The sequence below is a fragment of the Streptomyces sp. NPDC052114 genome, from assembly GCF_040680155.1.
GTDB lineage: Bacteria > Actinomycetota > Actinomycetes > Streptomycetales > Streptomycetaceae > Streptomyces.
In genome coordinates this window covers 41,038-63,187 of record NZ_JBFAWC010000008.1, presented here as the reverse complement: position 1 = coordinate 63,187, position 22,150 = coordinate 41,038, and the positions used below count along the sequence as shown (strand labels likewise).

At 73.8% G+C, this 22,150-nt stretch carries 19 protein-coding genes; 8 read left to right on the top strand and 11 right to left on the bottom strand.

Going from position 1 to position 22,150, the window contains the following annotated elements:
• Positions 1-10 precede the first annotated feature (10 nt).
• A complete protein-coding gene (locus AB0L89_RS18925) occupies positions 11-484 on the bottom strand; it encodes a nitroreductase family deazaflavin-dependent oxidoreductase (protein ID WP_365142141.1) in 474 nt (157 codons plus the stop codon).
• Positions 484-1,779 carry an acyl-CoA dehydrogenase family protein gene (locus AB0L89_RS18920; RefSeq protein WP_365142139.1) on the bottom strand — a complete coding sequence of 432 codons (1,296 nt, stop codon included), beginning with the start codon at positions 1,777-1,779 and terminating at the stop codon, positions 484-486. The genes AB0L89_RS18925 and AB0L89_RS18920 overlap by 1 nt, the downstream gene beginning before the upstream one ends.
• Positions 1,780-1,934: 155 nt before the next feature.
• Between AB0L89_RS18920 and AB0L89_RS18915 the strand changes: the two genes are divergently transcribed.
• Positions 1,935-3,119 (top strand): acetyl-CoA acetyltransferase, encoded by a 1,185-nt coding sequence (locus tag AB0L89_RS18915; protein WP_365142137.1) that lies wholly within the window; start codon positions 1,935-1,937, stop codon positions 3,117-3,119.
• Positions 3,120-3,256: 137 nt separating this feature from the next.
• Positions 3,257-3,928 carry a pyridoxal 5'-phosphate synthase gene (locus tag AB0L89_RS18910; protein ID WP_365142135.1) on the top strand — a complete coding sequence of 224 codons (672 nt, stop codon included), beginning with the start codon at positions 3,257-3,259 and terminating at the stop codon, positions 3,926-3,928.
• Here AB0L89_RS18910 and AB0L89_RS18905 read toward each other — a convergent pair.
• The 3 genes from AB0L89_RS18905 to AB0L89_RS18895 all read right to left on the bottom strand — a co-directional run bounded on the left by AB0L89_RS18905 (position 3,906) and on the right by AB0L89_RS18895 (position 6,808).
• Complete coding sequence (locus AB0L89_RS18905; protein ID WP_365142133.1) at positions 3,906-5,243, bottom strand: MFS transporter; 1,338 nt, start codon at positions 5,241-5,243, stop codon at positions 3,906-3,908. The genes AB0L89_RS18910 and AB0L89_RS18905 overlap by 23 nt on opposite strands.
• A 98-nt stretch (positions 5,244-5,341) precedes the next feature.
• Positions 5,342-6,214: a GNAT family N-acetyltransferase gene (locus tag AB0L89_RS18900; RefSeq protein ID WP_365142131.1), complete on the bottom strand. Its 873-nt coding sequence runs from the start codon at positions 6,212-6,214 to the stop codon at positions 5,342-5,344.
• Between the two features lie 54 nt (positions 6,215-6,268).
• Positions 6,269-6,808: a Zn-ribbon domain-containing OB-fold protein gene (locus tag AB0L89_RS18895; protein ID WP_365142129.1), complete on the bottom strand. Its 540-nt coding sequence runs from the start codon at positions 6,806-6,808 to the stop codon at positions 6,269-6,271.
• Between the two features lie 192 nt (positions 6,809-7,000).
• Here AB0L89_RS18895 and AB0L89_RS18890 point away from each other — a divergent pair, with 192 nt between their 5' ends.
• The 3 genes from AB0L89_RS18890 to AB0L89_RS18880 all read left to right on the top strand — a co-directional run bounded on the left by AB0L89_RS18890 (position 7,001) and on the right by AB0L89_RS18880 (position 11,837).
• Positions 7,001-8,158 (top strand): NAD(P)/FAD-dependent oxidoreductase, encoded by a 1,158-nt coding sequence (locus AB0L89_RS18890; RefSeq protein WP_365142127.1) that lies wholly within the window; start codon positions 7,001-7,003, stop codon positions 8,156-8,158.
• A gap of 477 nt (positions 8,159-8,635) precedes the next feature.
• Positions 8,636-10,861 carry an acetate--CoA ligase family protein gene (locus AB0L89_RS18885; RefSeq protein ID WP_365142125.1) on the top strand — a complete coding sequence of 742 codons (2,226 nt, stop codon included), beginning with the start codon at positions 8,636-8,638 and terminating at the stop codon, positions 10,859-10,861.
• Positions 10,862-11,009: 148 nt separating this feature from the next.
• Positions 11,010-11,837, top strand: coding sequence for an enoyl-CoA hydratase-related protein (locus AB0L89_RS18880; protein ID WP_365142123.1), 828 nt, complete (start codon positions 11,010-11,012; stop codon positions 11,835-11,837).
• A gap of 47 nt (positions 11,838-11,884) precedes the next feature.
• Here AB0L89_RS18880 and AB0L89_RS18875 read toward each other — a convergent pair whose 3' ends face one another.
• Positions 11,885-12,814, bottom strand: a complete 930-nt coding sequence (locus AB0L89_RS18875) for a hypothetical protein (protein ID WP_365142121.1) — start codon at positions 12,812-12,814, stop codon at positions 11,885-11,887.
• An 83-nt stretch (positions 12,815-12,897) separates the two neighbouring features.
• Here AB0L89_RS18875 and AB0L89_RS18870 point away from each other — a divergent pair, with 83 nt between their 5' ends.
• On the top strand, positions 12,898-13,533 hold the full coding sequence (locus tag AB0L89_RS18870; RefSeq protein ID WP_365142119.1) for a flavin reductase family protein: 636 nt from the start codon (positions 12,898-12,900) through the stop codon (positions 13,531-13,533).
• Here AB0L89_RS18870 and AB0L89_RS18865 read toward each other — a convergent pair.
• Complete coding sequence (locus AB0L89_RS18865; protein ID WP_365142117.1) at positions 13,523-14,848, bottom strand: MFS transporter; 1,326 nt, start codon at positions 14,846-14,848, stop codon at positions 13,523-13,525. The two genes, AB0L89_RS18870 and AB0L89_RS18865, sit on opposite strands and share 11 nt — an antisense overlap.
• A gap of 59 nt (positions 14,849-14,907) precedes the next feature.
• Here AB0L89_RS18865 and AB0L89_RS18860 point away from each other — a divergent pair, with 59 nt between their 5' ends.
• Positions 14,908-15,882: a helix-turn-helix domain-containing protein gene (locus tag AB0L89_RS18860; protein ID WP_365142115.1), complete on the top strand. Its 975-nt coding sequence runs from the start codon at positions 14,908-14,910 to the stop codon at positions 15,880-15,882.
• Positions 15,883-16,284: 402 nt separating this feature from the next.
• On the opposite strand, the gene AB0L89_RS18855 is transcribed toward AB0L89_RS18860, so the two are convergent.
• From AB0L89_RS18855 to AB0L89_RS18845, 3 genes are read right to left on the bottom strand one after another with little or no spacing between them, the layout of a single operon-like run.
• Complete coding sequence (locus tag AB0L89_RS18855) at positions 16,285-17,334, bottom strand: Zn-dependent alcohol dehydrogenase (protein WP_365142680.1); 1,050 nt, start codon at positions 17,332-17,334, stop codon at positions 16,285-16,287.
• Positions 17,335-17,346: 12 nt separating this feature from the next.
• The gene (locus AB0L89_RS18850) at positions 17,347-18,633 is read right to left on the bottom strand and encodes an acyl-CoA dehydrogenase family protein (protein WP_365142113.1); all 1,287 of its coding nucleotides are present in this window, start codon (positions 18,631-18,633) and stop codon (positions 17,347-17,349) included.
• A 14-nt stretch (positions 18,634-18,647) separates the two neighbouring features.
• On the bottom strand, positions 18,648-19,559 hold the full coding sequence (locus tag AB0L89_RS18845; RefSeq protein ID WP_365142111.1) for an SDR family NAD(P)-dependent oxidoreductase: 912 nt from the start codon (positions 19,557-19,559) through the stop codon (positions 18,648-18,650).
• 83 nt (positions 19,560-19,642) lie between these two features.
• On the opposite strand from AB0L89_RS18845, the gene AB0L89_RS18840 reads away from it, so the two are divergent.
• The gene (locus AB0L89_RS18840) at positions 19,643-20,611 is read left to right on the top strand and encodes a cyclase family protein (protein WP_365142110.1); all 969 of its coding nucleotides are present in this window, start codon (positions 19,643-19,645) and stop codon (positions 20,609-20,611) included.
• A 443-nt stretch (positions 20,612-21,054) separates the two neighbouring features.
• Here the strand turns inward: AB0L89_RS18840 and AB0L89_RS18835 are convergent, their stop codons facing one another.
• Positions 21,055-21,660, bottom strand: a complete 606-nt coding sequence (locus tag AB0L89_RS18835) for an ATP-binding protein (RefSeq protein ID WP_365142108.1) — start codon at positions 21,658-21,660, stop codon at positions 21,055-21,057.
• Positions 21,661-22,150: the final 490 nt, after the last annotated feature.

Here is a 22,150-nt window from a genome sequence, read left to right as displayed (position 1 = left end):
ACGCCGCCCCTCAGACGCGTTCCAGCCTGAACAGCCGGATCTCGCGCTCTATCCGGGACTGGTACGTCGCGTACGGCGGCCAGAACTTCAGGGCCGCCTCCCACGTCCTCGCCCGTTCGCTCCCGGTGAGCAGCCGGGCCCGCACGGGGATGTCGGCGCCCCGCCAGCTGATCGTGGCCTCCGGGTGGGCCAGGAGGTTCGCGGTCCACGCGGGGTGGCCGGGGCGGCCGAAGTTGGAGCCGATCAGCACCCAACCGCCCGTCTCCTCCTCGGGCATGCACGCGAGTGGCGTACGCCGGGGCAGGCCGCTCTTCGCGCCGCGCGCGGTCAGGACGACGCCCGGCAGCATCCTCGCGCTGAGCAGCACCTTGCCGCGCGTCAGCCGGTGCACCGCGCGGTCCATCGCGGGAATGACGTGCGGCGCGATCCTCGCGAAGGTCCGGGTGGACGACACCTTCTGCATCATGCGCAGTCCCGGCGGCATCAGACGGCCTCCTCCAGGCCGGCGGCCGCCGCGCCCCCGGCGGCCCCGCCGTCCGGGATGGCCTCACGGCCCGCGTCCGCGAACAGCCCGGCCCGTTCCGCCGCCCGTGCGCGCAGCCGGTGCACGGGTCCGAAGAGCAGCTCGTCGCCGGCCGCGCGCTTGAAGTACAGATGCGCCTCGTGCTCCCAGGTGAAGCCGATCCCGCCGTGCAGCTGGACCGCCTCGGACGCGGCGGTGCGCAGCGCGTCGAGGCCCTGCGCGAGCGCGGGCCCGCCGGCCCGTTCGGCGCCCTGCCCGCCGAATCCGGCGGCCTCGGCACCGGCCGCCCACGCCGCGTAGTACGCGGCCGACCGCGCGGCCTGCACCTGGACGTACACGTCGGCGAGACGGTGCTTGACCGCCTGGAAGGAGCCGATCGCCCGGCCGAACTGCTCGCGCTGCTGGACGTGGTCGACGGTCCGCTCCAGGACCCGGTCGGCGGCGCCGACCAGTTCGGCGGCGACGACGGTGGCGGCGATGTCCCCGACGGCGGCCAGCGCGTCGGGCACGTCGGCCCCCTCCGCGCCGCCGCCCTCGGCCGTCCGGTCGGTGCCGAGCAACTCGGCCGCCACGTCGCGCAGTTCGACGCGGGCCTGGGTGCGGGTCTCGTCGAGCGCGGTCTGCCGTGTCCGCACCATCCCGGCCGCCCCCTCACGCACGAGGAAGAGGAGCGTGCGGGACCGGGCGAAGCCGCCCACGTGCGCGGCCACCACGAGCAGCCCCGCGCTGTGTCCGTCGACGACCTGCTCGGCCTGCCCGTACAGCCGCCACACCCCGTCCTGGTGCCGCGCCTGCACGCCGCCCGCGCGACCGCCGCCCGCCCAGTCGCCGTGATTGTCGCCGACGAGGCCGAGCGCCGTGGCGAGGCCGGTGCCGGGGACGGCGAGGGCGGCGGTCAGCTCGCCCGCGGCGATGCGGGGCAGGAGCTCGGCGCGCTGCTCTTCGGTGCCGAGCGCGAGGATCAGCGGGGCGGCGAGCACGGCCGTGGCGAGGAGGGGGGTCGGCGCCAGGGCGCGGCCCAGCTCCTCGCTGCCCAGGGCCAGTTCGGCGGTCGTGCAGCCGACGCCTCCGTACGCGTCCGGGAGCGCGAGGCCGGGCAGGCCGAGCTGTTCGGCGAGGCCGGACCACAGGGCGGAGTCGTGACCGGCCGGGGTGCGCACGGCGGCCCTGACCTCGTCGGGGCCGCAGCGTTTGGTGATCAGTTCGCGAAGGGTGCGGCGGATCTCGCCCTGCTCCGCGCTGAAGGCGGCGTCCATCGGCAGGCTCCTCCCCCGGGCCCGAGGGGCCGGACCCAGATCTGACGGGCCGTCATGTTAGGCCGGTGGCGGCGATATGCACAGAGCACCGGCGACGCCGATCCGGTGATCCCGGCCCTCTCTGCGCCGCCCGTATCTGATGTACCGTCAGATTCATGCCTACTGCCACCCGTTCCACCTCCGCGCGCAAGGTCGCCGTCGTCGGTGTCGCCCTCTCGGACTGCGGCCGGGTCGACGAGGCCACCCCCTACGCCCTGCACGCCCAGGCCGCCCGCCGCGCCCTCGCCGACGCCGGGCTCGGCCGCGACGTCATCGACGGCATCGCCTCCGCAGGCCTCGGCACCCTGGCGCCGGTCGAGGTCGCCGAGTACCTCGGCCTCGCGCCCCGCTGGGTGGACTCGACGTCGGTCGGCGGCGCCACCTGGGAGGTCATGGCCGCGCACGCGGCGGACGCGATAGCGGCCGGGCGGGCGAACGCGGTGCTCCTCGTCTACGGCTCGACGGCCCGCGCGGACATCAAGGCGCGGCGGCGCACCTCCAACCTGTCGTTCGGCGCCCGGGGCCCGCTCCAGTTCGAGGTCCCGTACGGGCACTCCCTGATCGCGAAGTACGCGATGGCCGCGCGCCGCCATATGCACGAGTACGGCACCACGCTGGAGCAGCTCGCCTCCGTGGCCGTGCAGGCGCGGGCGAACGCGGCGGCCAACCCGGACGCCGTGTTCCGCGACCCGATCACCGTGGACGAGGTCCTGGACGGCCCCATGATCGCGGACCCCTTCACCAAACTGCACTGCTGCATCCGCTCCGACGGCGGCTGCGCGGTGCTGCTCGCCGCTGAGGAGTACGTACCGGACTGCGCCGCCGAACCGGTGTGGGTGCTGGGCGCGGGCGAGCACGTCTCGCACACGACGATGTCGGAGTGGGACGACTTCACGGTCTCCCCGGCGGCGGTCAGCGGGCGCCTCGCCTTCGAGCGGGCGGGGGTGCGGCCCGCGGACATCGACATCGCCGAGATCTACGACGCCTTCACGTACATGACGCTGGTGACGCTGGAGGACCTCGGCTTCTGCGCGAAGGGCGAGGGCGGCTCCTTCGTGGAGAAGGGCCGCCTGCTGCGGGACGGCGAACTGCCGACCAACACCGACGGCGGCGGCCTGTCCGCCCAGCATCCGGGCATGCGGGGCCTGTTCCTGCTGGTGGAGGCGGTACGCCAGCTCCGCGGGCAGGCGGGTGACGGTCAGGTCCTGCGCCCCGACGGCAGCCTGCCGGAGCTGGCGGTGGCGTCGGGGACGGGCGGGTGGTTCTGCTCCTCGGGGACGGTGGTGCTGGGGCGGGGGTGAGGGGCGCGTCGGCGAGGGAGCAGCGGGGAGGGGGGTCCGCACCGGGCGAGGGGCGCCGCGGACCGGCCGGTCGGCGGAGGACGCCATCGCCGTATCCGGAGGACGCCACCGCCGTATCCGGAGGCCACAATCGCCGTATGACGACGACACCTTCCGAGTTCCAGGAGCTGCTCAGGGCCCAGCGGGTCTGGGACATCGACCTGCCCGCCTTCGACCCGGCCACGGCCCCCGCCGAGCCGTTGCCCCTCTTCCACGAGTGGTTCGCGGCGGCGGTGGCGGCCGGTCAGCCCGAGCCGCACACCATGGGCCTGGCGACGGTGGCCGAGGACGGCGGCCCCGACGTGCGGACCGTGATGCTGCACGACGCGGACGGGCGCGGCTGGCACTTCGCCTCGCACACGAGCAGCCGCAAGGGCCGCCAGCTCGCCGCACGCCCCGAGGCCGCGCTGCACTTCTACTGGGCCGCGCAGGGCCGGCAGATCCGGGTCCGCGGCCGGGTCGCCGCGGCGCCGCACGCCGAGGCCCTCGCCGATCTGCACGCCCGGTCGACCGGTGCGCTGTCCGCCGCGCTGGTGGGACGCCAGAGCGAAGTCCTCGCCCGGTACGGGGAGTTGGCGCGCGCCTCCGAGGCCGCGTGGGAGCGGGCACAGGCGGAGCCGGACGCGGACGCGCCGACGTGGACGCTGTACCTCCTGGACCCCCGGGAGCTGGAGTTCTTCCAGGGGGACGCGCTCCGGCGCCATGTGCGGCTGCGGTACCGGAGGGAGGAGACCGGCCAGGGGTGGGTCAGGGAGCTGCTGTGGCCGTGACGGAGTCGCGGGGACCGGGGCACCGCCGGGCGTCCCGGTCCCCGGCGGCCACGGGGCGTTCCCCCGCCCGGCCCTCGGCGACCCGGCCCTCCGCCGCCCCGCCGGCCCGTGGCGCGCTCAGGCGGCGGATGTCCGGGACGAGCAGGGCGCAGGCCGTCGTCACCGTGATCACGGCCGCGCAGATCAGCAGGGCGCCCCGGGCGCCGACCCCGGCGGCCAGGGGCGCCGCCGCGAGCAGGCCGAGCGGGCCGATCATGAAGGAGCCGAGGGCGTCGTAGGAGGCCACGCGGGAGAGGGACTCGCGGGGGATCTCGCGCTGCATGGTGGTCTCGAAGAGCACACCGAAGGTCGTCATGCCGACGCCCAGGACGAACGAACCGGCGACCACGACGGCGAGCGGCGCGCCCAGGCCGAGGAACAGGACGGGCAGCGCCATCGCGAAGACCATCGGGGTGGCCACCAGGAGCGGGCGGCGCGGCCGGATCCGCAGCGCGACCAGGACGCCGAGGAGCGTGCCGGCCGACTGCCCGAGCAGCACCGTCGACCAGGCGGGCGCCCCGCCCATGTCGGCCTTGGCGACGACGGGTCCGAGCACCCCGAAGGCGGCCTGCATCGCGGCGACCACCAGCGCGAACTGCGCCACGGTCACCCACAGCCAGCGCCGCCCCGCGAACTCCCGCCAGCCCTCGCGCAGATCGGCGACGACCGAGGCGGAGGCGGCCCTGCGGGTCCGGTGGCCCAGGCGCAGCGTCACGAGGAGCAGGGCGGACACGACGAACCCGGCCGCGTTGGTGGCCAGCGCCCAGCCCGCGCCGACCAGCGCGACCATGCCGCCGGCCAGCGAGAGGCCGAGGAGGCGGGCGCCGTTCATGCCGAAGCGGAGCAGGGCGTTGGCGGTGTGCAGGTGCTCGGCGGCCACGACGTCCGGCACGACGCCGGTGAGCGCCGGGTAGTACAGGGCGAGCGAGGCGCCGACGACGACGGCGCAGACGGCGACGAGCGGCACGGTCGCGGTGCCGGAGAGGAACATCACCGCGAGGCCGGTGAAGGCGAGCGCCGAGACCAGCTCGGCGCCCGTCATGAGCAGATGCCTCGGCAGCCGGTCGGCGATCACCCCGCCGACCAGCATCAGGGCGATCTGCGGGACGGTCTGGGCGGTCAGGACGACGGTGAGCGTCGTGGCCGTGGCGCCCGGCATGTCGAGGACGGCGAACGTCAGGGCCACGGGCCCGAACGCCGATCCGAGGACGGATATGGTCCGGGCCACGAACAGCACGGCGAACTGTCTGTCGCGCAGGAGACGCGCATCACGCATCGTGAGACCTCCTTGAGGGATGCCAGGAGTCTCGGACCTCAAGTTCGGTCGAGGTCAAGTGCCGTGCTGTGCGTGGGGTTTCGGCCCGGTGGGCGGGCTCAGCGGACGAATTCGTACTGGGCGTAGTCGCGGACGGCGCGGTAGCCGATGCGCTGGTAGAGGCCGTTGCTGGTGGGGTTGGCCAGGTCCGTGAAGAGCAGGACCTCGGCCGCGCCCGCGTCGAGGGCGGCGCGGCTGACCGCGGCGGTGGCGGCGCCGCCGTAGCCGCGGCCGCGCAGAGCGGCGGGGGTGTAGACGGGGGCGACGCGGATCTGGCCCGCGACGAGACGGGTGGCGCCGGCCATCGCGACGGGCGTGCCGTCCGGGGTCTCCCAGAGGGTCACGCCTCCGTAGGCGATCCGCGCGTCGGCCCACTCGCCGGGGGCCATGGCGGGGCGCTCGCCGACGGCCTCGCCGAACTCCTCGTGCCAGCGGGCCAGCAGGTCCCGGTCCGCGTCGCCGGCGACGCGGGCGCGGCCCTTTGGACCGGGCGCGGGCGGGGTGAGGGTGCCGAGCCGGTACAGGCGCTGCTCGACCCCGGCCGTGGCGGTGGCGCCGGTGTGCTTCTCCCAGGCCTCGGCGAAGGCCCGCGCGGTGTGGAGCTCGGTGGCGACGCCGGGCAGGTCCGGGCTGACGTCGGCGAGCCGCCGGGCGAGGTCGTCGGCGGCCACAGGGTCGAGGGGGCTGAGGGCGACGCGGTGGGGCGGGGTCCGCACGAAGGCGCCGCGGACGGTGCCGTCGTCTCCGGTGTACGCGCCGAAGAGGGGATCCCCGTCCCCGTACGCCCGCGGTCCGCGCATGCGCAGGGTGTCGGTCACGCTGAGCAGGACGGTGTGCACGGCGGGCTCGGCGCGCAGGAACGCCCCGGCGCGGTCGAGGAACCCGTCGAGGTCGTCGGTGAAGTGCCAGGTGGCGCGGGGTTCTGAGGGCATGGCCCAGGATCCCTCAACCCCCTTGGGGGCGCCTCCGATTTACGCCAGGACCGATCAGGCGCCCTCACCGTCGCCGCCGCCGTCGCCTCCGCCGCCCTCACCCTCGCTGTCTCCGCCGCCGCCTCCGCCGCCGTCGCCGTCCTCGACCGGCCGGAAGACCGGGACCGCGACGGCAGCCCCGCCCTCTCCTCCTGAGCCCTCCGCCGCCCCCGTCTCCCGGAAGGCGACGCGGAGCGCCATCCCGATCCGCAGCGCGCCCTCCGCGCAGTCGACGACCTCGGTCATCATGCGCGGGCCCTCGGCGAGGTCGACGACCGCGGCGACGTACGGGACACGGCCGCCGAACGGCGGGAGGTCGTTCCGGTGCACCACCGACCAGGTGTAGAGCGTGGCCCGGCCGCTCGCCCGCTCCCAGGTGACGTCCTCGCTCCAGCACTTCGGGCAGAACTCGCGCGGATAGTGGTGCGCGAGGCCGCACGCGCCGCAGCGGCGTATCAACAGCCGCCCCTCCCCGGCCGCTTCCCAGTAGGGCCGGGTGAAGGCATCGGCCTCGGGGAGGTCGAAGCGGGGGGCGGCGGGCAGGTCCGTACTCATCGGAGGAGTCCCTTCACGTACGCGGCCCCCACGGGCGCCGACACCGATCTGACGGTACGTCAGTTCAGCGCACCGCACACGGGGTGCGCAAGGGGCGTACGTCGCGTACAGCCCGTACGCCCGTGATGAATTCGCAATCGGTTCCGGACTTCTCCGTCACCCATCCAGTAATCACGCGGTTACTCTCCCGTCATGACCGACTCGTCCCCTCCACTTATGCCCCAGCAGGACCGCCCGGTGTACGTCATCGGCGGCGGCCCCGGCGGGCTCGCCGCCGCGGCGGCGCTGCGCGCACGCGGTGTGCGCGCGGTCGTCCTGGAGAAGTCCGAACGGGTCGGCGCCTCCTGGCGCGGCCACTACGACCGTCTCCACCTGCACACCACGCGCCGCCTCTCGGCCCTGCCGGGGCTCTCCATACCGCGGTCGTTCGGCCGCTGGGTGTCGCGGGACGACGTGGTCCGCTACCTGGAGAAGTACGCCGAGCACCACCGCCTCGACGTCGTCACCGGAGTCGAGGTGACCGGACTGCGGCGCACCGACGACGGCACGGGCTGGGTCCTGCGCGCCACGGGCGGGCGGGAGTTGACCGGCAGCGCGGTGGTGATCGCCACCGGCTACAACCACACGCCCCACCTGCCGGACTGGCCGGGCCGCGACACGTACTCCGGCGAACTCCTGCACGCCGGCGACTACCGCAACCCCCTCCCCTACGCCGGCAAGGACGTCCTGGTCGTCGGCGTCGGCAACACCGGCGCGGAGATCGCCGTCGACCTGGTCGAGGGCGGCGCCGCCCGGGTCCGCCTCGCGGTGCGCACCGCCCCGCACATCGTGCGCCGCTCCACGATGGGCTGGCCCGCACAGCTCAACGGCATCCTGTGCCGCAGGCTCCCGGTCGCCCTGGTCGACCGGCTCGCGGGCCCGCTCGGCAAGGTCAGCGTCCCCGATCTGACCGCCAAGGGCCTGCCCCGCCCCACCACGGGCCTGTACTCGCGGGCCCGGCAGGGCGCGATCCCGGTGCAGGACGTCGGCCTGATCGACGCGGTGCGCACGGGCCGCGTCGAACCGGTCGCCGCGGTGGAGTCCTTCGAGGACGGCAAGGTCGCCCTCGCCGACGGCACCCGCATCTGCCCGGACGCGGTGATCGCCGCGACGGGCTACCGGCGCGCGCTGGAGGGCCTGGTCGGCGACCTCGGCATCCTCGACGCCCGCGGCCGCCCGACGTCCCACGGCCGCCGCAGCCCCCGGCAGACCCCGGGCCTCTACTTCACCGGCTTCACGAACCCGATCAGCGGCATGCTCCGGGAACTGGCCATGGACGCGGAGAAGATCGCCAAGGCGATAGCGAGGTAGCCCGCGGGGTCAGCACCACGCCCAGGAGGCGCCCCGCAAGGGGCGCGGGGAACTCCGCGAGCGACCACGGTCGACGGAAGGCCGCCGACAAGGCACGCCCCTCGACGGGTGGAGCCCCACTACAAGTGGAGCCCCACGACGAGTGGAGCCCCACGACGAGTGGGCGCCGGGCGGCGAGTGGGCGCCCGGCGACAAGCGGGCACCCGGGGACAAGTGGGCGCCCGGCGAACGGGCGCCCTCGTCCGAATCCCCCCTTGGCACCCACCGGATTCTGCGCTTCCGTGGACAACAGGGCCCCACGCACCACGCCGGCACCACCCCAGAGGGCCCCGCACCGCCCCGGGGCAGGACTCCTCACCGCCCCTGCGCGCCGCCCCCGGCGCCAGGCTTTGCCTGCAGCACCATTCCTGACGCAGCGTCAGTTCAGTAATCTGACTGTGCGTCAGTTAAGTGCTGTCACAAGAAGCGGGCGGACCGATGCTTGGATCGACTCACGGCACCTTCACCACCGACCCCCGCCGCGCGCACGTTGTGGCCTGCGGCGAACTCCCTCCTCGCGCCGTCCACGGCAGAGCCGCCGCGGCGGACGACGTGGACGTCAGCGGACGGCCGCTGCACGCCGACGTACCCGATCTGGACCGCTTCTTCCGCCCCGAGTCCGTCGCCGTCATCGGCGCGTCGGACGCCGAGGGGCGGCCCAACACCGGCATCACCCGCCAGCTCATCGCCTGGGCCGAGCGGGTCGGCGCCCGCCTGCACCCCGTGCACCCCACGCGCGCGTCGGTCTTCGGCATCACCTGCTTCCGCTCCGTCGCCGACCTGCCCGAACAGGTCGATCTGGCCGTGCTGTTGGTCGGCGACCCGCTGCCCGTCGTCGAGCAGCTCGCCGAGGAGAAGGTGCGCTTCGCCGTCGCCTTCGCCTCCGGGTTCGCCGAGACCGGCGAGGAGGGCGCGGCCGCCCAGGAGCGCCTCGCCGCCGCCGTCCGGCGCTCGGGCCTGAGGCTGCTCGGACCCAACACCAACCTCAACGCCTTCGAGCGGTTCCGCGAGGACCTCGAAGGCCCCGCCATCGCGCTGATCACCCAGTCCGGCCACCAGGGCCGCCCCGTCTTCACCCTCCAGGAGCTGGGCATCCGCCTCTCCCACTGGGCGCCCACCGGCAACGAGGCCGACCTGGAGACCGCCGACTTCATCTCCTACTTCGCCGGACGGCCCGAGGTCGGCGCCATCGCCGCCTACGTCGAGGGCCTCAAGGACGGCCGCGCCTTCCTGCTCGCCGCCGACCGGGCCGCGCGACAGGGCGTGCCCGTCGTCGCCGTGAAGGTCGGCCGCACCGAGACCGGCGCCCGCATGGCCGCCTCACACACCGGCAAGCTGACCGGCGCCGACGCGGTGGTGGACGCGGCGATGCGGCAGTTCGGCGTGATCCGCGTCGACGGCCTGGACGAACTCCAGGACACCTCCGCCCTGTTGGCGCGCGCCCGGCCGCCACGGTCCGACGGTGTCGTCGTCTATTCGATCTCGGGCGGCACGGGCGCGCACTTCTCGGACCTGGCGACCGAGGCGGGGCTGTCCCTGCCCACGCTCTCCGACGCCAAGCAGGCGGAGCTGCACGAGTGGATACCCGCGTACCTGAACGTCGCCAACCCCGTCGACAACGGCGGGCACCCCGTCGGTGACTGGCGCGGCCGGAAGATCATCGACGCGATCCTGGACGACCCTCAGGTGGGGGTGCTGATCTGTCCGATCACCGGCCCCTTCCCGCCGATGAGCGACAGGCTCGCGCAGGACCTGGTGGACGCGGCGGAGCGGACGGACAAGCTGGTGTGCGTGGTGTGGGGCTCGCCGGTCGGCACTGAGGAGGCCTATCGCACCACGCTGCTCGGCTCCTCGCGCGTCGCCACCTTCCGCACCTTCGCCAACTGCATCACGGCGGTGCGCGCCTATCTGGACCACCACCGCTTCACCGCCGGCTACCGCTCGCCCTTCGACGAGGCGCCGCGCACCCCCTCGCCCTCCTTCCGCAAGGCGCAGGCCCTGATGCGGCCGGGCCAGCAGCTCAGCGAGCACGCGGCGAAGCAGCTGCTGCGCGCGTACGGGATACGGGTGCCGCGGGAGCAGCTGGTGACCAGCGCGGCGGCGGCCGTGCGCGCGGCCGGGCTCGTCGGCTACCCGGTCGTCATGAAGGCCTCGGGCCCGCAGCTCGCGCACAAGACCGAACTGGGCCTGGTGAAGGTCGGTCTGACCTCGGCGAGCCAGGTGCGGGACGCCTATCGGGAGCTCACGGACATCGCCCGCTATGAGGGCGTCCCGCTGGACGGCGTCCTCGTCTGCCAGATGGTCGAGCGGGGCGTCGAGATGGTCGTCGGCGTCACCCAGGACCCGCTCTTCGGGCCGACCGTGACGGTCGGGCTCGGCGGTGTGCTCGTCGAGGTGCTGCGGGACGCGGCCGTGCGGGTGCCGCCCTTCGGCGAGAACCAGGCGCAGGCGATGCTCTCCGAGCTGCGCGGGCGCGCCCTGCTGGACGGGGTCAGGGGGGCGCCGCCCGCCGACGTCGACGCGCTCGTCGAGGTCGTGCTGCGGGTGCAGCGCATGGCGCTCGAACTGGGCGACGAGATCGAGGAGCTGGACATCAATCCGCTGATGGTGCTGCCCCGGGGGCAGGGGGCCGTCGCGCTCGACGCGTTCGCCGTCTGCCGGTGAGGCGGCCTGCGGTGAGGCGGCTTGCCGTGCGCCGCTCCCGCCCGTCCCCCCGCTCGCCCTCCGGCGCGGCGGAGCCGAACGAACCAGGCCCCGCACGCCACGACCGACACCCCGCACCCACCCCCGTACGAAACGGAGCCACTCCCCCATGACGGCCTCCCCCGACCCCACGACCCCCGGTGATCCCCTCGACTCCTTGATACTCCACACCACTGACAACGCCGTCTCGTGGATCACGCTCAACCGCCCCGAGGCCATGAACGCCGTCACCTGGGACCAGCGCGAACGCGTCATCGCGCTGCTCGACGAGGCCTCCGCCGACCCCGCCGTACGGGCCGTCGTGATCACCGCGACCGGCAAGGGGTTCTGCGCGGGCGCCGATCTGCGCGGCGCGCCCGCCACCGGCGAGCGCGTGGCCGGGGACGTGGCCCGCACCATCCGGCGGGGCGCGCAGCGGCTGATCGCGGCGGTCCTCGACTGCGAGAAGCCGGTGATCGCCGCGGTGAACGGCACCGCGGCGGGCATCGGCGCGCATCTGGCGTTCGCGTGCGATCTGGTGCTCGCGGCGGAACAGGCGAAGTTCATCGAGGTGTTCGTGCGCCGCGGGCTCGTGCCGGACGGCGGGGGCGCGTACCTGCTGCCGCGGCTCGTCGGGCCGCAGCGGGCCAAGGAGCTGATGTTCTTCGGGGACGCGCTGCCGGCCGCCGACGCCGAGCGGCTCGGGCTCGTCAACCGTGTCGTACCGGCGGACGAGCTGGAGAAGACGGCCCGGGAGTGGGCGGAGCGGCTCGCGGCCGGGCCGACCCGCGCGCTCGCCATGACCAAGCAGCTGGTGAACGCCTCCCTGGAGTCGGACCGCGCGACGGCCTTCGCCGCCGAGGCGGCGGCCCAGGAGATCAACATGACCACGGCGGACGCGAACGAGGGGGTGGCGAGCTTCGTGGCACGCCGCTCACCCTCGTACGAGGGCCGTTGACGGTCCCGTGAAGGTGCCGCCCGCGCGCACCCCGACGCGCTCGCGGTTCAGTCCGCGCGCCGCAGCCTCTCGATCTCCGGCGCGTCGGGGTCGCCCGAGGTCACGAAGAGTTCGGGGTCGTCCTCCGTGCCCCCGATGATCCAGCTCCGGAGCCCGTCGCAGGCGCTGTCGTGGGCGTCCTCGGTCCCGGGATCCGCCGTGTCGGCGGGGCCGTCGATCCGGACCGAGGGCCGCTTCAGGTCCGTGTCGACGTCCACGGTCCAGCCGGCGGTGCCGGGGCAGCCGGGCGCCCGGGCGCGGCCGTCCTCGCCCAGCCGCAGTTCGACCGGGCCGCCGTCCTCGCCGTGCCACACGCCGACGAGCTGGTCGGGGCGGAGGTCCGGCGGTGCGTACTCCTTGATCAGGCCCGTCGCGGTGGCCGCGAGGGCGAACGCCACGGTGCCCGCGAGGAGGACGACCGAGGCGGGCACGGACCACAGCCACATCCGCAGGTGGCGCGGCGGCCTGCCGGTGCGGGCCTCGCGCGCCTGGCGGTACGCGACGGCGAGCGCGGGCAGGACGCCGCTCACCGCGATCCACAGGGCGGGTCCGGCGTACGGTCCGCCCAGGGCCGCGAAGAGCACCGCCCACGCCAGGGCCAAGGGCACCAGCGCCGCGAGGTTCCACGCCCATCCGGGGCCGCCGCGCCACCGCGCGGCCGTGCGCCCGAGCGAGACCGCGGGGAGCGTCAGGACCGCCGCGTGCACGAGGCCGACGAACGGGAAGAGCAGTGGCCCGAAGACGAACAGGCAGGCGAGCCCGAAGGCGCCGCCTTGGGGTACTCCGTAGTCGTCGTTGTCGAACGACAGCAGCCAGGACAGCGTGATGGCCGCGGGTATCTGCGCGGCGCAGGCCGCCGCGGCGGCCGTGACGCCGCCATGGCCCCAGGCGTCGCGCACCGCCCCGCGTACGGACTTCTGCCCGTTCCCCCAGTTCATGGGGGTGAAGATACGCGTGGGTCCGGACCGGTCCGACCGCACCCTTCCCATCTGACGACCCGTCAGGTTCAATGGTTGGCGTGATGGGACACGCAGGGATGGCGGCCACCGCCGTCCGCTACCTCAGGTCGGTCGGGGCACCCACCACGGGCCCCGTCGAGGCACTGCCGCGCCCTCGGCTGCGCGCGGTCGGCGAGGACGAGCGGGCGCCGCTCGACCCGGCCGAATTCCGCCGCGTACTGGGCAACTTCGCGACCGGAGTGACCGTGATCACGGCGCCGCCCGCAGCGGACGACCAGGGCGACATCGCCGCGCCGCACGGCCCCGCCGGCTTCGCGTGCCAGTCCTTCGCGTCGCTCTCCCTGGACCCGCCGCTGGTCTCCTTCATGGTGGCGCGTACGTCGACGACGTGGCCGCGCATCGCGCGCGCGGGCGTCTTCTGCGTGAACGTCCTGGGCGCCGGCCAGGGCGAGCTCTGCCGCGGCTTCGCGGTGAGCGGCGCCGACAAGTTCGCCGGGGTGGCCCACGACGCGGCGCCGGTGTCCGGCTCGCCGCGCCTTGCGGGCGCCGCCGCCTGGATCGACTGCACGATCCAGGCCGTGCACACCGGCGGCGACCACCTCATCGTGGTGGGCCGGGTGGACGCCCTCGGGACGGCGGACGACGACGTCGAGCCGCTGCTCTTCCACAAGGGCGCCTTCGGCCGCTTCACGCGCTGAGCGCCACCGGGGCCGCGTCGCGCCGCCGGATCACGAGCACCATCAGCGCCGCCGCCGCGCACAGCGCCCCGGAGGCGTACCAGATCACGTCGTACGACCCGAAGGAGTCCCGCACCACGCCGCCGAGGAACGCGACGACGGCGGCGCCCACCTGGTGCGAGGCCAGGACCCAGCCGAAGACGATCGCGCTGTCGTCGCCGTACTGCTCGCGGCACAGGGCCAGGGTCGGCGGGACGGTGGCCACCCAGTCGAGGCCGTAGAAGACGATGAAGAAGATCATCGGCGGATGGACGTCCGGGGCGAGCAGCAGCGGCAGGAAGAGGAGCGAGACGCCGCGCAGCGCGTAGTAGACGGCGAGCAGGCGCCGGGAGTCGAAGCGGTCCGTGAGCCAGCCGGACGCGATGGTCCCGACGATGTCGAAGATCCCGATGACGGCGAGCAGCGAGGCGGCGGCCGTGGTGGGCATGCCGTGGTCGTGCGCGGCGGGTACGAAGTGGGTCTGGACGAGCCCGTTCGTCGAGGCGCCGCAGATCGCGAAGCTCCCCGCGAGCAGCCAGAACGGGCCGGTCCGCGCGGCCTTGAAGAGCGCGCCGACCGTGCGGCGCGCCGCGCCCGTGACCGGGGCGGGCTTGGGCACGAACTCCTTGGCGCCATACGGCTTCAGGCCGACGTCGGCGGGGTGGTCGCGCAGCAGCAGCCAGACGAAGGGGACGACGACCAGGGCGGCGAGGGCGACCGTGACGGCGGCGGGCCGCCACCTGTACGTGTCGACGATCCAGGCCAGGAGCGGCAGGAAGATCAGCTGCCCCGACGCGGAGGCCGCGGTGAGGATGCCGGTGACCAGGCCGCGCCGCTCGGTGAACCAGCGGTTGGTGACGGTGGCGGCGAAGGCGAGGGCCATCGAGCCGGAGCCGAGCCCGACGAGCAGGCCCCAGCAGAGCAGCAGCTGCCAGGCGGAGTCCATCCACACCGTCAGGCCGGAGCCGCACGCGATCACGACCAGGGCGACCGCGACGACCTTGCGGATGCCGAAGCGGTCCATCAGGGCGGCGGCGAACGGCGCGGTCAGGCCGTACAGCGCGAGGTTGATGGAGACGGCGAGCCCGATGGTGCCGCGCGACCACTGGAACTCCTCGTGCAGCGGGTCGATCAGCAGGCTGGGCAGGGAGCGGAACGCGGCGGCGCCGATGATCGTCACGAACGTGACTGCGGCGACGAACCACGCGCGGTGGATACGGCGGGCACGGCGCTCGGGGCCGTTCTGCGGGGAGGTCCGCGCGGGCGTCTCGGTTGTCTGGGTCACGTCATCCAGCATCCGAAAGCCGTCCGTTCCGAACGAGTGGCCCGAGGGACAGCATTCGCTAGGATCGGGCCATGGCAGAACACCGCGTCGTCGTCCTCGCCCTGGACGGAGTGATCCCCTTCGAGCTGGGCATCCCCCAGCGGATCTTCGGCCGCGCGCGCACCGCGGAGGGCCGGGGCCTCTACTCGGTCGTGACCTGTTCCGTCCGCCCGCCGGGGCCGGTGCGCACGGACGCCGACTTCTCCGTCCTGGTCGAGAACGGCCCCGAGGCGCTGGCCGACGCGGACACGGTCGTGATCCCCGCGTCGTACGAACTGGGGCCGGTGTTCGAGGAGGGCAGGCTCTCCGACGAGCTGGCGGCGGCACTGGCCCGCATCCGGCCGGGGACCCGCCTCGTCGCCATCTGCACGGGCGGGTACGTGCTGGCCGCCGCGGGTCTCCTCGACGGGCGCCCGGCGACCACGCACTGGTCGATGGCCGAGCACTTCCAGCGGCTCTTCCCGCGGATCGACGTCGACGCGGACGTGCTGTTCGTCGACGACGGCGACGTCCTCACGTCGGCGGGCGTGGCCGCGGGGATCGACCTGTGCATCCATGTCGTACGCCGGGACCACGGCACCGCGGTCGCCAACGACGTGGCGCGGCGGACGGTGGTGCCGCCGCACCGCGACGGCGGCCAGGCCCAGTACATCCAACGCCCCGTCCCCGAGCCGCAGTTGGCCACCACGACGGCGGCGCGGGCGTGGGCGCTGGGGCGTCTCGACCAGCCGTTGCAGCTGCGGGACATGGCGGAGCAGGAGGCCATGTCGGTCCGTACGTTCACGCGGCGGTTCCGGGAGGAGGTCGGGGTCAGTCCTCTGCAGTGGCTGACGCAGCAGCGGGTGGAGCGGGCGCGGCAGCTGCTGGAGTCGACCGATCTGTCGGTCGACCAGGTGGCGCGGGATGCGGGGTTCGGGACGGCGCAGTCGATGAGGCAGCACCTTCAGGTGGCGCTGGGGGTGACGCCCACGGGGTATCGCCGCACGTTCCGTGCGACGTCCGTCTGACCTGGCGTGCCCCGCCTGAGCCGGGGCGGGCACCTCCTTCATCGCCGCCCCGGCACGGTCCGGCTGCGCCGGGGCTGGAGCCACACTTATCGCCACCCGGCACCGGGGGCTGTGCCCACCCGTTCCGCCCTGCGGAACGCCTGCCCACAGCAGAGACCACCGACGGCCGGTTGCCGCCCTACGGCCCGAGGGGACGTGGGGGTATGTGCGAACGGAGCACCGAGCCAGCCATAGCGCCTTTGGACTTGAGGCGCGGCGCAGGGATGGCGAGTACGCACATACCCCCGCGGCCCCGCCCCACAGACGAAGCGAGCGCGCAGACCCGACAAGCCGCAGACGCCAACGACGCCCCGCCCAAGACGGACAGCGGGCGCCCCGCCCAAGGCGCCCCGCCAGAAGACGTCAGAACGTCAGCACCCCCCGCGCCACCCGCCCCGCCCCCGCGTCCTCCGTCGCCTTCGCGAAGTCCTCCACCGCGTACGTCGCCGTCACCAGCTCGTCCAGCAGGAGCTGGCCGCTCCGGTACAGCTCCGCGTACAGGGCGAAATCACGCTGCGGCCGTGAACTCCCGTACCGGCAGCCCAGGATCGACTTGTCCAGGAACATGGACGCCACCACGAACGACGCCTCAGCCGTCGCCGCCGGCATGCCGAGCAGTACCGCCTGCCCGTGCCGGTCGAGCAGGTCGACCGCCTCCCGCACCAGCTCCACCCGCCCCACGCACTCGAAGGCGTGGTCGACCCCGTCCGGCAGGACGTCCCGCACCGCTTCGGTCGACCCGAAGAAGTGCGTGGCCCCGAACCGCCGCGCCACCGCCTCCTTCTCCGCGTTCGCGTCGACCGCGACGATCGTCGACGCCCCCGCGATCCGCGCACCCTGGAGCACGTTGAGCCCGATCCCGCCCGTGCCGATCACCACGACGGAGTCCCCGAGCCCGACCCTGGCCCGGTTCAGCGCGGCCCCCACCCCGGTCACGACCGCGCACCCGATCAGCGCCGCCGAGGTCAGCGGAATGCCGTCCGGGATCCGTACCGCCTGCACGGCCTTGACGATCGTGCGCTCGGCGAACGCGGAGGTGGCCGCGAACTGGTACACCGGCCTGCCGCCCCGCGTGAACGGCCGGTCGGGCCGCCCGATGGCCTTGCGGCACATCGTCGGCCGCCCCCGGTTGCACTCCGCGCACGCCCCGCAGCTCGCGATGGTCGACAGCGCCACGTGGTCCCCGGGAGCCACATGCGTCACCCCGGCGCCCACCGCCTCCACCACGCCCGCCCCCTCGTGCCCCAGCACGACCGGCGGCGGGAACGGAATGGTCCCGTCGATCACCGAAAGATCGCTGTGGCACAGCCCCGCCGCGGCGACCGCGACCAGGACCTCCCCGGGCCCCGGGTCCCGTATCTCCAGATCGTGGACGACCTCGGCCCGCTCCCCGTCAAAGACAACGCCCCGCACCACGCACACCCCTCACCGAGGCCCTCTGGCCTCTCTCGGCAGACCGAGCACCCGCTCGGCGATGATGTTCCGCTGAATCTCGTCGGAGCCGCCGTAGATCGTGTCGGCGCGGGTGAACAGGAACAGCCGTTGCAGGGCGTCGAGTTCGTACGGGGCGTCGGCGCGCCAGTCCGCGGGCCCGACCGCGGCGGCCGCACCCCGCACCGCCATCCCGAGCTCCCCGAGCCGCTGGTGCCACCGCCCCCACAGCAGCTTGGCGACACTCGGCGCCCCGGCGTCCCCACCCCGGGAGTCGCCAAGGCCACCCGAACTCCCCAGCGTCCGCAACGCGTTCCACCGCATCACCCGCAGCTCGGCCCACTGCCGCACCAGCCGGTCCCGTACCACGGGATCGCCGACGGCACCGCTCGCCACGGCTTGGCGGACGACACCGGCCAGCTCCTCGGCGAAGCCGATCTGCTGGACCAGCGTGGAGACCCCGCGCTCGAAGCCGAGCAGCCCCATGGCGACGCGCCAGCCGTTGCCGACGCCGCCCACGACGTGCGCGGCACGCGCGTGCGCGCCGTCGAAGAAGACCTCGTTGAACTCGCTGGTCCCGGTCATCTGCCGGATGGGCCGCACCTCGATCCGCCCGGGCTGGTCCATCGGGACCAGGAGGAAGGACAACCCCCGATGCCCCGGGCCACGACCACCCGCGCCGCCTCCGCCTCCGGCCCCGGCCCCGGCCCCGGCTCCGGTCGCGCCCTCCTCCCCCGTCCGCGCCAGCACGAAGCACCAGTCCGCGTCCTGCGCCAGCGACGTCCAGATCTTCTGTCCGCTGATCCGGAACCCGTCCGCCCCGTCCCGCACGGCCCGCGTCCGCAGCCCCGCCAGGTCCGAGCCGGCGCCCGGCTCGCTGTACCCCTGGCACCACAGCGCCTCGCCCCGGGCGATCGCCGGCAGGAACTCGTCGCGCTGTTCCCGGGTGCCGTACGCGAGGAGCGTCGGCGCGAGGAGGTTCTCGCCGATGTGGCCGTAGCGGCCCGGCGCCGACGCGCGCGCGTACTCCTCGGCCCAGACGACCTGCTGGGTCAGCGTGGCCCGCCGGTTGCCGTAGTCGGCACAGTCCCAGCCGAGACCGATCCATCCGCCGCGCCCCAACTCCCGTTCCCAGGCGCGCCGCTGGTCCCCGCCCTCGTGCTCGCTGCCGGGGCCACCGCGCCCGACCGCCGCGGCGAAGTCACCGGTGAGGCGCTCCGCGAGCCAGGCCCGCGCCTCGGCGCGGAACTCCTCGTCCTCGGGCCCGAAGCCGAACTCCACCGCCCCGCCCCCGCCTACGCGTTCGGACGTTCTTTGTTGGCGGCCGCCTTGGCCATGGCCTCCAGCTGCGCCAGCATCGGCATCGGGTCGACCCCCACCGTCCCCGGCAGGAAGTCGGCGATCTTCTCCGGGGTCCAGGCCCCGTCCGCGTACCCGGCGCGCAGCTCGCGCGGCTGGGCCCAGACGGCGATCTTGGGCCCGGCGATCGTGTAGACCTGCCCGGTGATCCTCTCCTCGCGGGCCCGGTCGCTGAGCAGATACGTCACGAGCGCGGCGACGTCCTCCGGCTCGCCGATCTCCTTCAGCTCCATGGGGACGTTCGCCGACATCCTGGTCCGTGCGACGGGCGCCACCGCGTTGGCGGTCACCCCGTACTTGTTGAGGCCGAGCGCCGCGCTCCGCACCAGCGAGATGATCCCGCCCTTGGCGGCGCTGTAGTTGGCCTGCGCGACGGAGCCCTGGTGGTTGCCGCTGGTGAAGCCGATCAGGGTGCCCGAGCCCTGTTTGCGCATCACCGCCGACGCGGCCCGGAAGACGGTGAAGGTCCCCTTCAGATGGGTGGCGACGACCGGGTCCCACTCCTCCTCCGCCATGTTGAACAGCATCCGCTCGCGCAGGATCCCGGCGACGCAGACCACGCCGTCGACGCGCCCGTACTCCGCGAGCGCGACGTCGACGATCCGCTGCCCGCCCGCCATGGTCGAGATGTCGTCGGCGACGGCGACCGCCTCGCCGCCCGCGGCCTGGATCTCCTTGACCACCGCGTCGGCTATCTCACTGGTCGGCTCGCCGCCCTCCATGGAGACGCCGTAGTCGTTGACGACGACCTTCGCCCCCTCGGCCGCCGCGGCGAGTGCGACGGCCCTGCCGATGCCGCGCCCGGCACCGGTCACGGCCACCACCTTGCCTGCCAAGAAGTTCCCCACGTCGGCCCCTTCCCGCGGTTTCTGACGGACCGTTAGATTCTATGACCCGTCAGACATCCGAAGGCAAGCCCCGGGGAGGACTCATGTCGGACTCAGGAGCATCGGCGGACTCGGGCACGGCACCCAGCGCCCTGCCGCCCGAGTTCCACGAGATCGCCAAACGCGTCAACAACTGGGGCCGTTGGGGCTCCGACGACGAGATCGGCACGCTCAATCTCGTCACCGACGACGTCGTGCGCGAGGCCGCGGCCACCGTCCGCACCGGGCGCCGCGTCCCGCTCGCGCTGCCGCTCAAGGAGGACGGCGTACAGACCGGGATGATCCCGGGCCGGATCAACCCGCTCCACACGATGGTGCAGATCAACCAGCAGATCTTCGGCCCCGGCACGGTCGCCACCAGCGACGACGCGGTGACGATGGGCCTGCAGACGGCCACCCACTGGGACGCGCTCACCCATGTCTCGCACTCGGGAACGATCTACAACGGCCGCCCCGCGGACACCATCACGGCCCACGCCGGCGCACGGTTCAGCGGCATCGACAAGGTCCCGTACCTCGTGTCGCGCGGCGTGCTGCTCGACGTGGCGCGCGCCAAGGGCCTGGACCGACTGCCCGGCGACCACCCGGTGACACCCGAAGACCTGGACGAGGCCGAGGAGTTCGGGGGCGTGCGGGTCCGCGCGGGCGACATCGTCCTGGTGCGCACGGGTCAGGTGCAGGTCTATCTCGCGGGCGACAAGCACGCGTACGGATACCCCTCGCCCGGCCTCTCGGTGCGCACGCCCGAGTGGTTCCACGCGCGGGACGTGGCGGCGGTCGCGAACGACACCCTGACCTTCGAGATCTTCCCGCCGGAGATCGAGAACCTGTGGCTGCCGGTGCACGCGCTCGACCTGGTCGAGATGGGGATGCTGCAGGGCCAGAACTGGAACCTGGAAAACTTGTCCACAGCCTGTGCAGAAGATGCGCGGTTCGCCTTCCTGCTGTCCGCGATGCCCGAGCCGTTCATCGGCGGGACGGGCACACCGGTGGCGCCGGTCGCCGTCCTGTGAGACTCCGCCCGCGTCGGACGGCGGCGCGCCGGCTTCCGCCCCGAGCGCGCTGCCGCGCGCGCCGCCCTCCGACTCCGGCGCTCGGCCCTGCCCCGCACGGCCCTGAAGGGACTGACGCCGAAATCGCGACCCGCACTGCGCCGAGGACCTCCGTCACGAGCGCCCTCGACGTCCCCTCGCGGCGAATCGCTGCACACAATCGTGATCAACCGGACACGGTACGTCAACACCCGTCCGGCGATTAATGAATTATGTCTGATTCGCCCCACCCGCGCACGGGCGCGCGCATCGTGGCACACGACGGCGCATACAGGCTCGGAGAGCCCCGCACGGGAGCGAAGGGGGCTCGCACGGCTCAAAGCGGGTGCGGCTCAAAGCGGGTGCGGCTCGAACGGTGCGGCTTCAGACGGTCCGGCTCGGCCGGTGCCGCCCGGCGGCGCGGGTCAGACGGCCTCGTACGCGATGTCCGCGTCGTCGCGCGGCACCCGGCGATAGGCCGGCCCGCCGTAGGCCACTTCCTCGTCGCACACGCCCGCCGGCGCCCCGTCGAACGACGCGTCGTAGGCCGTGCCGTCGAAGGACGCCTCGTCGAAGGCGGCGGCGTCATAGGTCGCGCCGTCGAAGGCCACCGCGGCGACGCCCGGCTCGCACCGGTCCACCTCGCACCAGATGCTCTTGCCCGCGCCCTCGGGCTGCCAGCCCCAGCGGTCGGCGAGGCCGTCGACGAGTTCCAGGCCGCGGCCGTTGGTGTCGTCGCCGTCCGCGTGGCGCGGCGCGGGCGGCCGGGTGCTGCGGTCGGCGACCTCGACCCGGACCGTCCCCGGCGCGTCGGCGGGGACACCGGGGAGCAGCATGCGCAGGACGGCCGGACAGCCCGTGTGCACAACGGCGTTGGTGACGAGCTCCGAGATCAGCAGGATCAGCGTCTCGGCGACCGGCTCGTCGGCCTCTATCCCCGAGCACGCGAGTCGCGAGCGGGCCCACCGCCTGGCCCGTCCCACCTCGGCGGGGTCGGCCCCGACCTCCAGCTGAACTTGAAGCTCCTGCACCGCTCACACCATCCGAACCGGCGGACACATCGCCTCGCGACTCCACAGGGTCACGGAACGTGATCCCCTTGGGAGACAGCATGATTGACGTTCAGTCACCCCAACAAGCGCTTCGGGCATATTCCAGCGCGAAGGAGTACGTGTGCTGCATACTGTGCGACGCACGCCACGGGGGGTCGAACAGGCGGGCACGATTCCTCGTCCCGCGCCACGAGCGGCGGGCATTGCCGGGTCCGGAGTCGCCTCAGGGGCAACACCGGGATGGCTCAGCCTCAGAACCACTCGCATCTCACACAAGGTACCCGAGCCGGACGCCGACTCCGTGCCGTGACGAGTCACGCGTAGGACACAACCCGATATCGACGCTCAGTAGCCTGGGCGCGGCCGGGTTCCCGGGCCGACAACAACGGGACAAATCGCACGATATCGGGTAGACCAATTTTTCGAAGGGCTCGATTCCCCGTTCCCGTGGGGCCCGGCCGCCGGGCGG

Excerpts from the sequence above, each read along its gene's own strand:
- AB0L89_RS18925 (WP_365142141.1), bottom strand. The coding sequence starts at position 484 with ATGCCGCCGGGACTGCGCATGATGCAGAAGGTGTCGTCCACCCGGACC.
- AB0L89_RS18920 (WP_365142139.1), bottom strand. The coding sequence starts at position 1,779 with ATGGACGCCGCCTTCAGCGCGGAGCAGGGCGAGATCCGCCGCACCCTT.
- AB0L89_RS18915 (WP_365142137.1), top strand. The coding sequence starts at position 1,935 with ATGCCTACTGCCACCCGTTCCACCTCCGCGCGCAAGGTCGCCGTCGTC.
- AB0L89_RS18910 (WP_365142135.1), top strand. The coding sequence starts at position 3,257 with ATGACGACGACACCTTCCGAGTTCCAGGAGCTGCTCAGGGCCCAGCGG.
- AB0L89_RS18905 (WP_365142133.1), bottom strand. The coding sequence starts at position 5,243 with ATGCGTGATGCGCGTCTCCTGCGCGACAGACAGTTCGCCGTGCTGTTC.
- AB0L89_RS18900 (WP_365142131.1), bottom strand. The coding sequence starts at position 6,214 with ATGCCCTCAGAACCCCGCGCCACCTGGCACTTCACCGACGACCTCGAC.
- AB0L89_RS18895 (WP_365142129.1), bottom strand. The coding sequence starts at position 6,808 with ATGAGTACGGACCTGCCCGCCGCCCCCCGCTTCGACCTCCCCGAGGCC.
- AB0L89_RS18890 (WP_365142127.1), top strand. The coding sequence starts at position 7,001 with ATGACCGACTCGTCCCCTCCACTTATGCCCCAGCAGGACCGCCCGGTG.
- AB0L89_RS18885 (WP_365142125.1), top strand. The coding sequence starts at position 8,636 with ATGCTTGGATCGACTCACGGCACCTTCACCACCGACCCCCGCCGCGCG.
- AB0L89_RS18880 (WP_365142123.1), top strand. The coding sequence starts at position 11,010 with ATGACGGCCTCCCCCGACCCCACGACCCCCGGTGATCCCCTCGACTCC.
- AB0L89_RS18875 (WP_365142121.1), bottom strand. The coding sequence starts at position 12,814 with ATGAACTGGGGGAACGGGCAGAAGTCCGTACGCGGGGCGGTGCGCGAC.
- AB0L89_RS18870 (WP_365142119.1), top strand. The coding sequence starts at position 12,898 with ATGGGACACGCAGGGATGGCGGCCACCGCCGTCCGCTACCTCAGGTCG.
- AB0L89_RS18865 (WP_365142117.1), bottom strand. The coding sequence starts at position 14,848 with ATGCTGGATGACGTGACCCAGACAACCGAGACGCCCGCGCGGACCTCC.
- AB0L89_RS18860 (WP_365142115.1), top strand. The coding sequence starts at position 14,908 with ATGGCAGAACACCGCGTCGTCGTCCTCGCCCTGGACGGAGTGATCCCC.
- AB0L89_RS18840 (WP_365142110.1), top strand. The coding sequence starts at position 19,643 with ATGTCGGACTCAGGAGCATCGGCGGACTCGGGCACGGCACCCAGCGCC.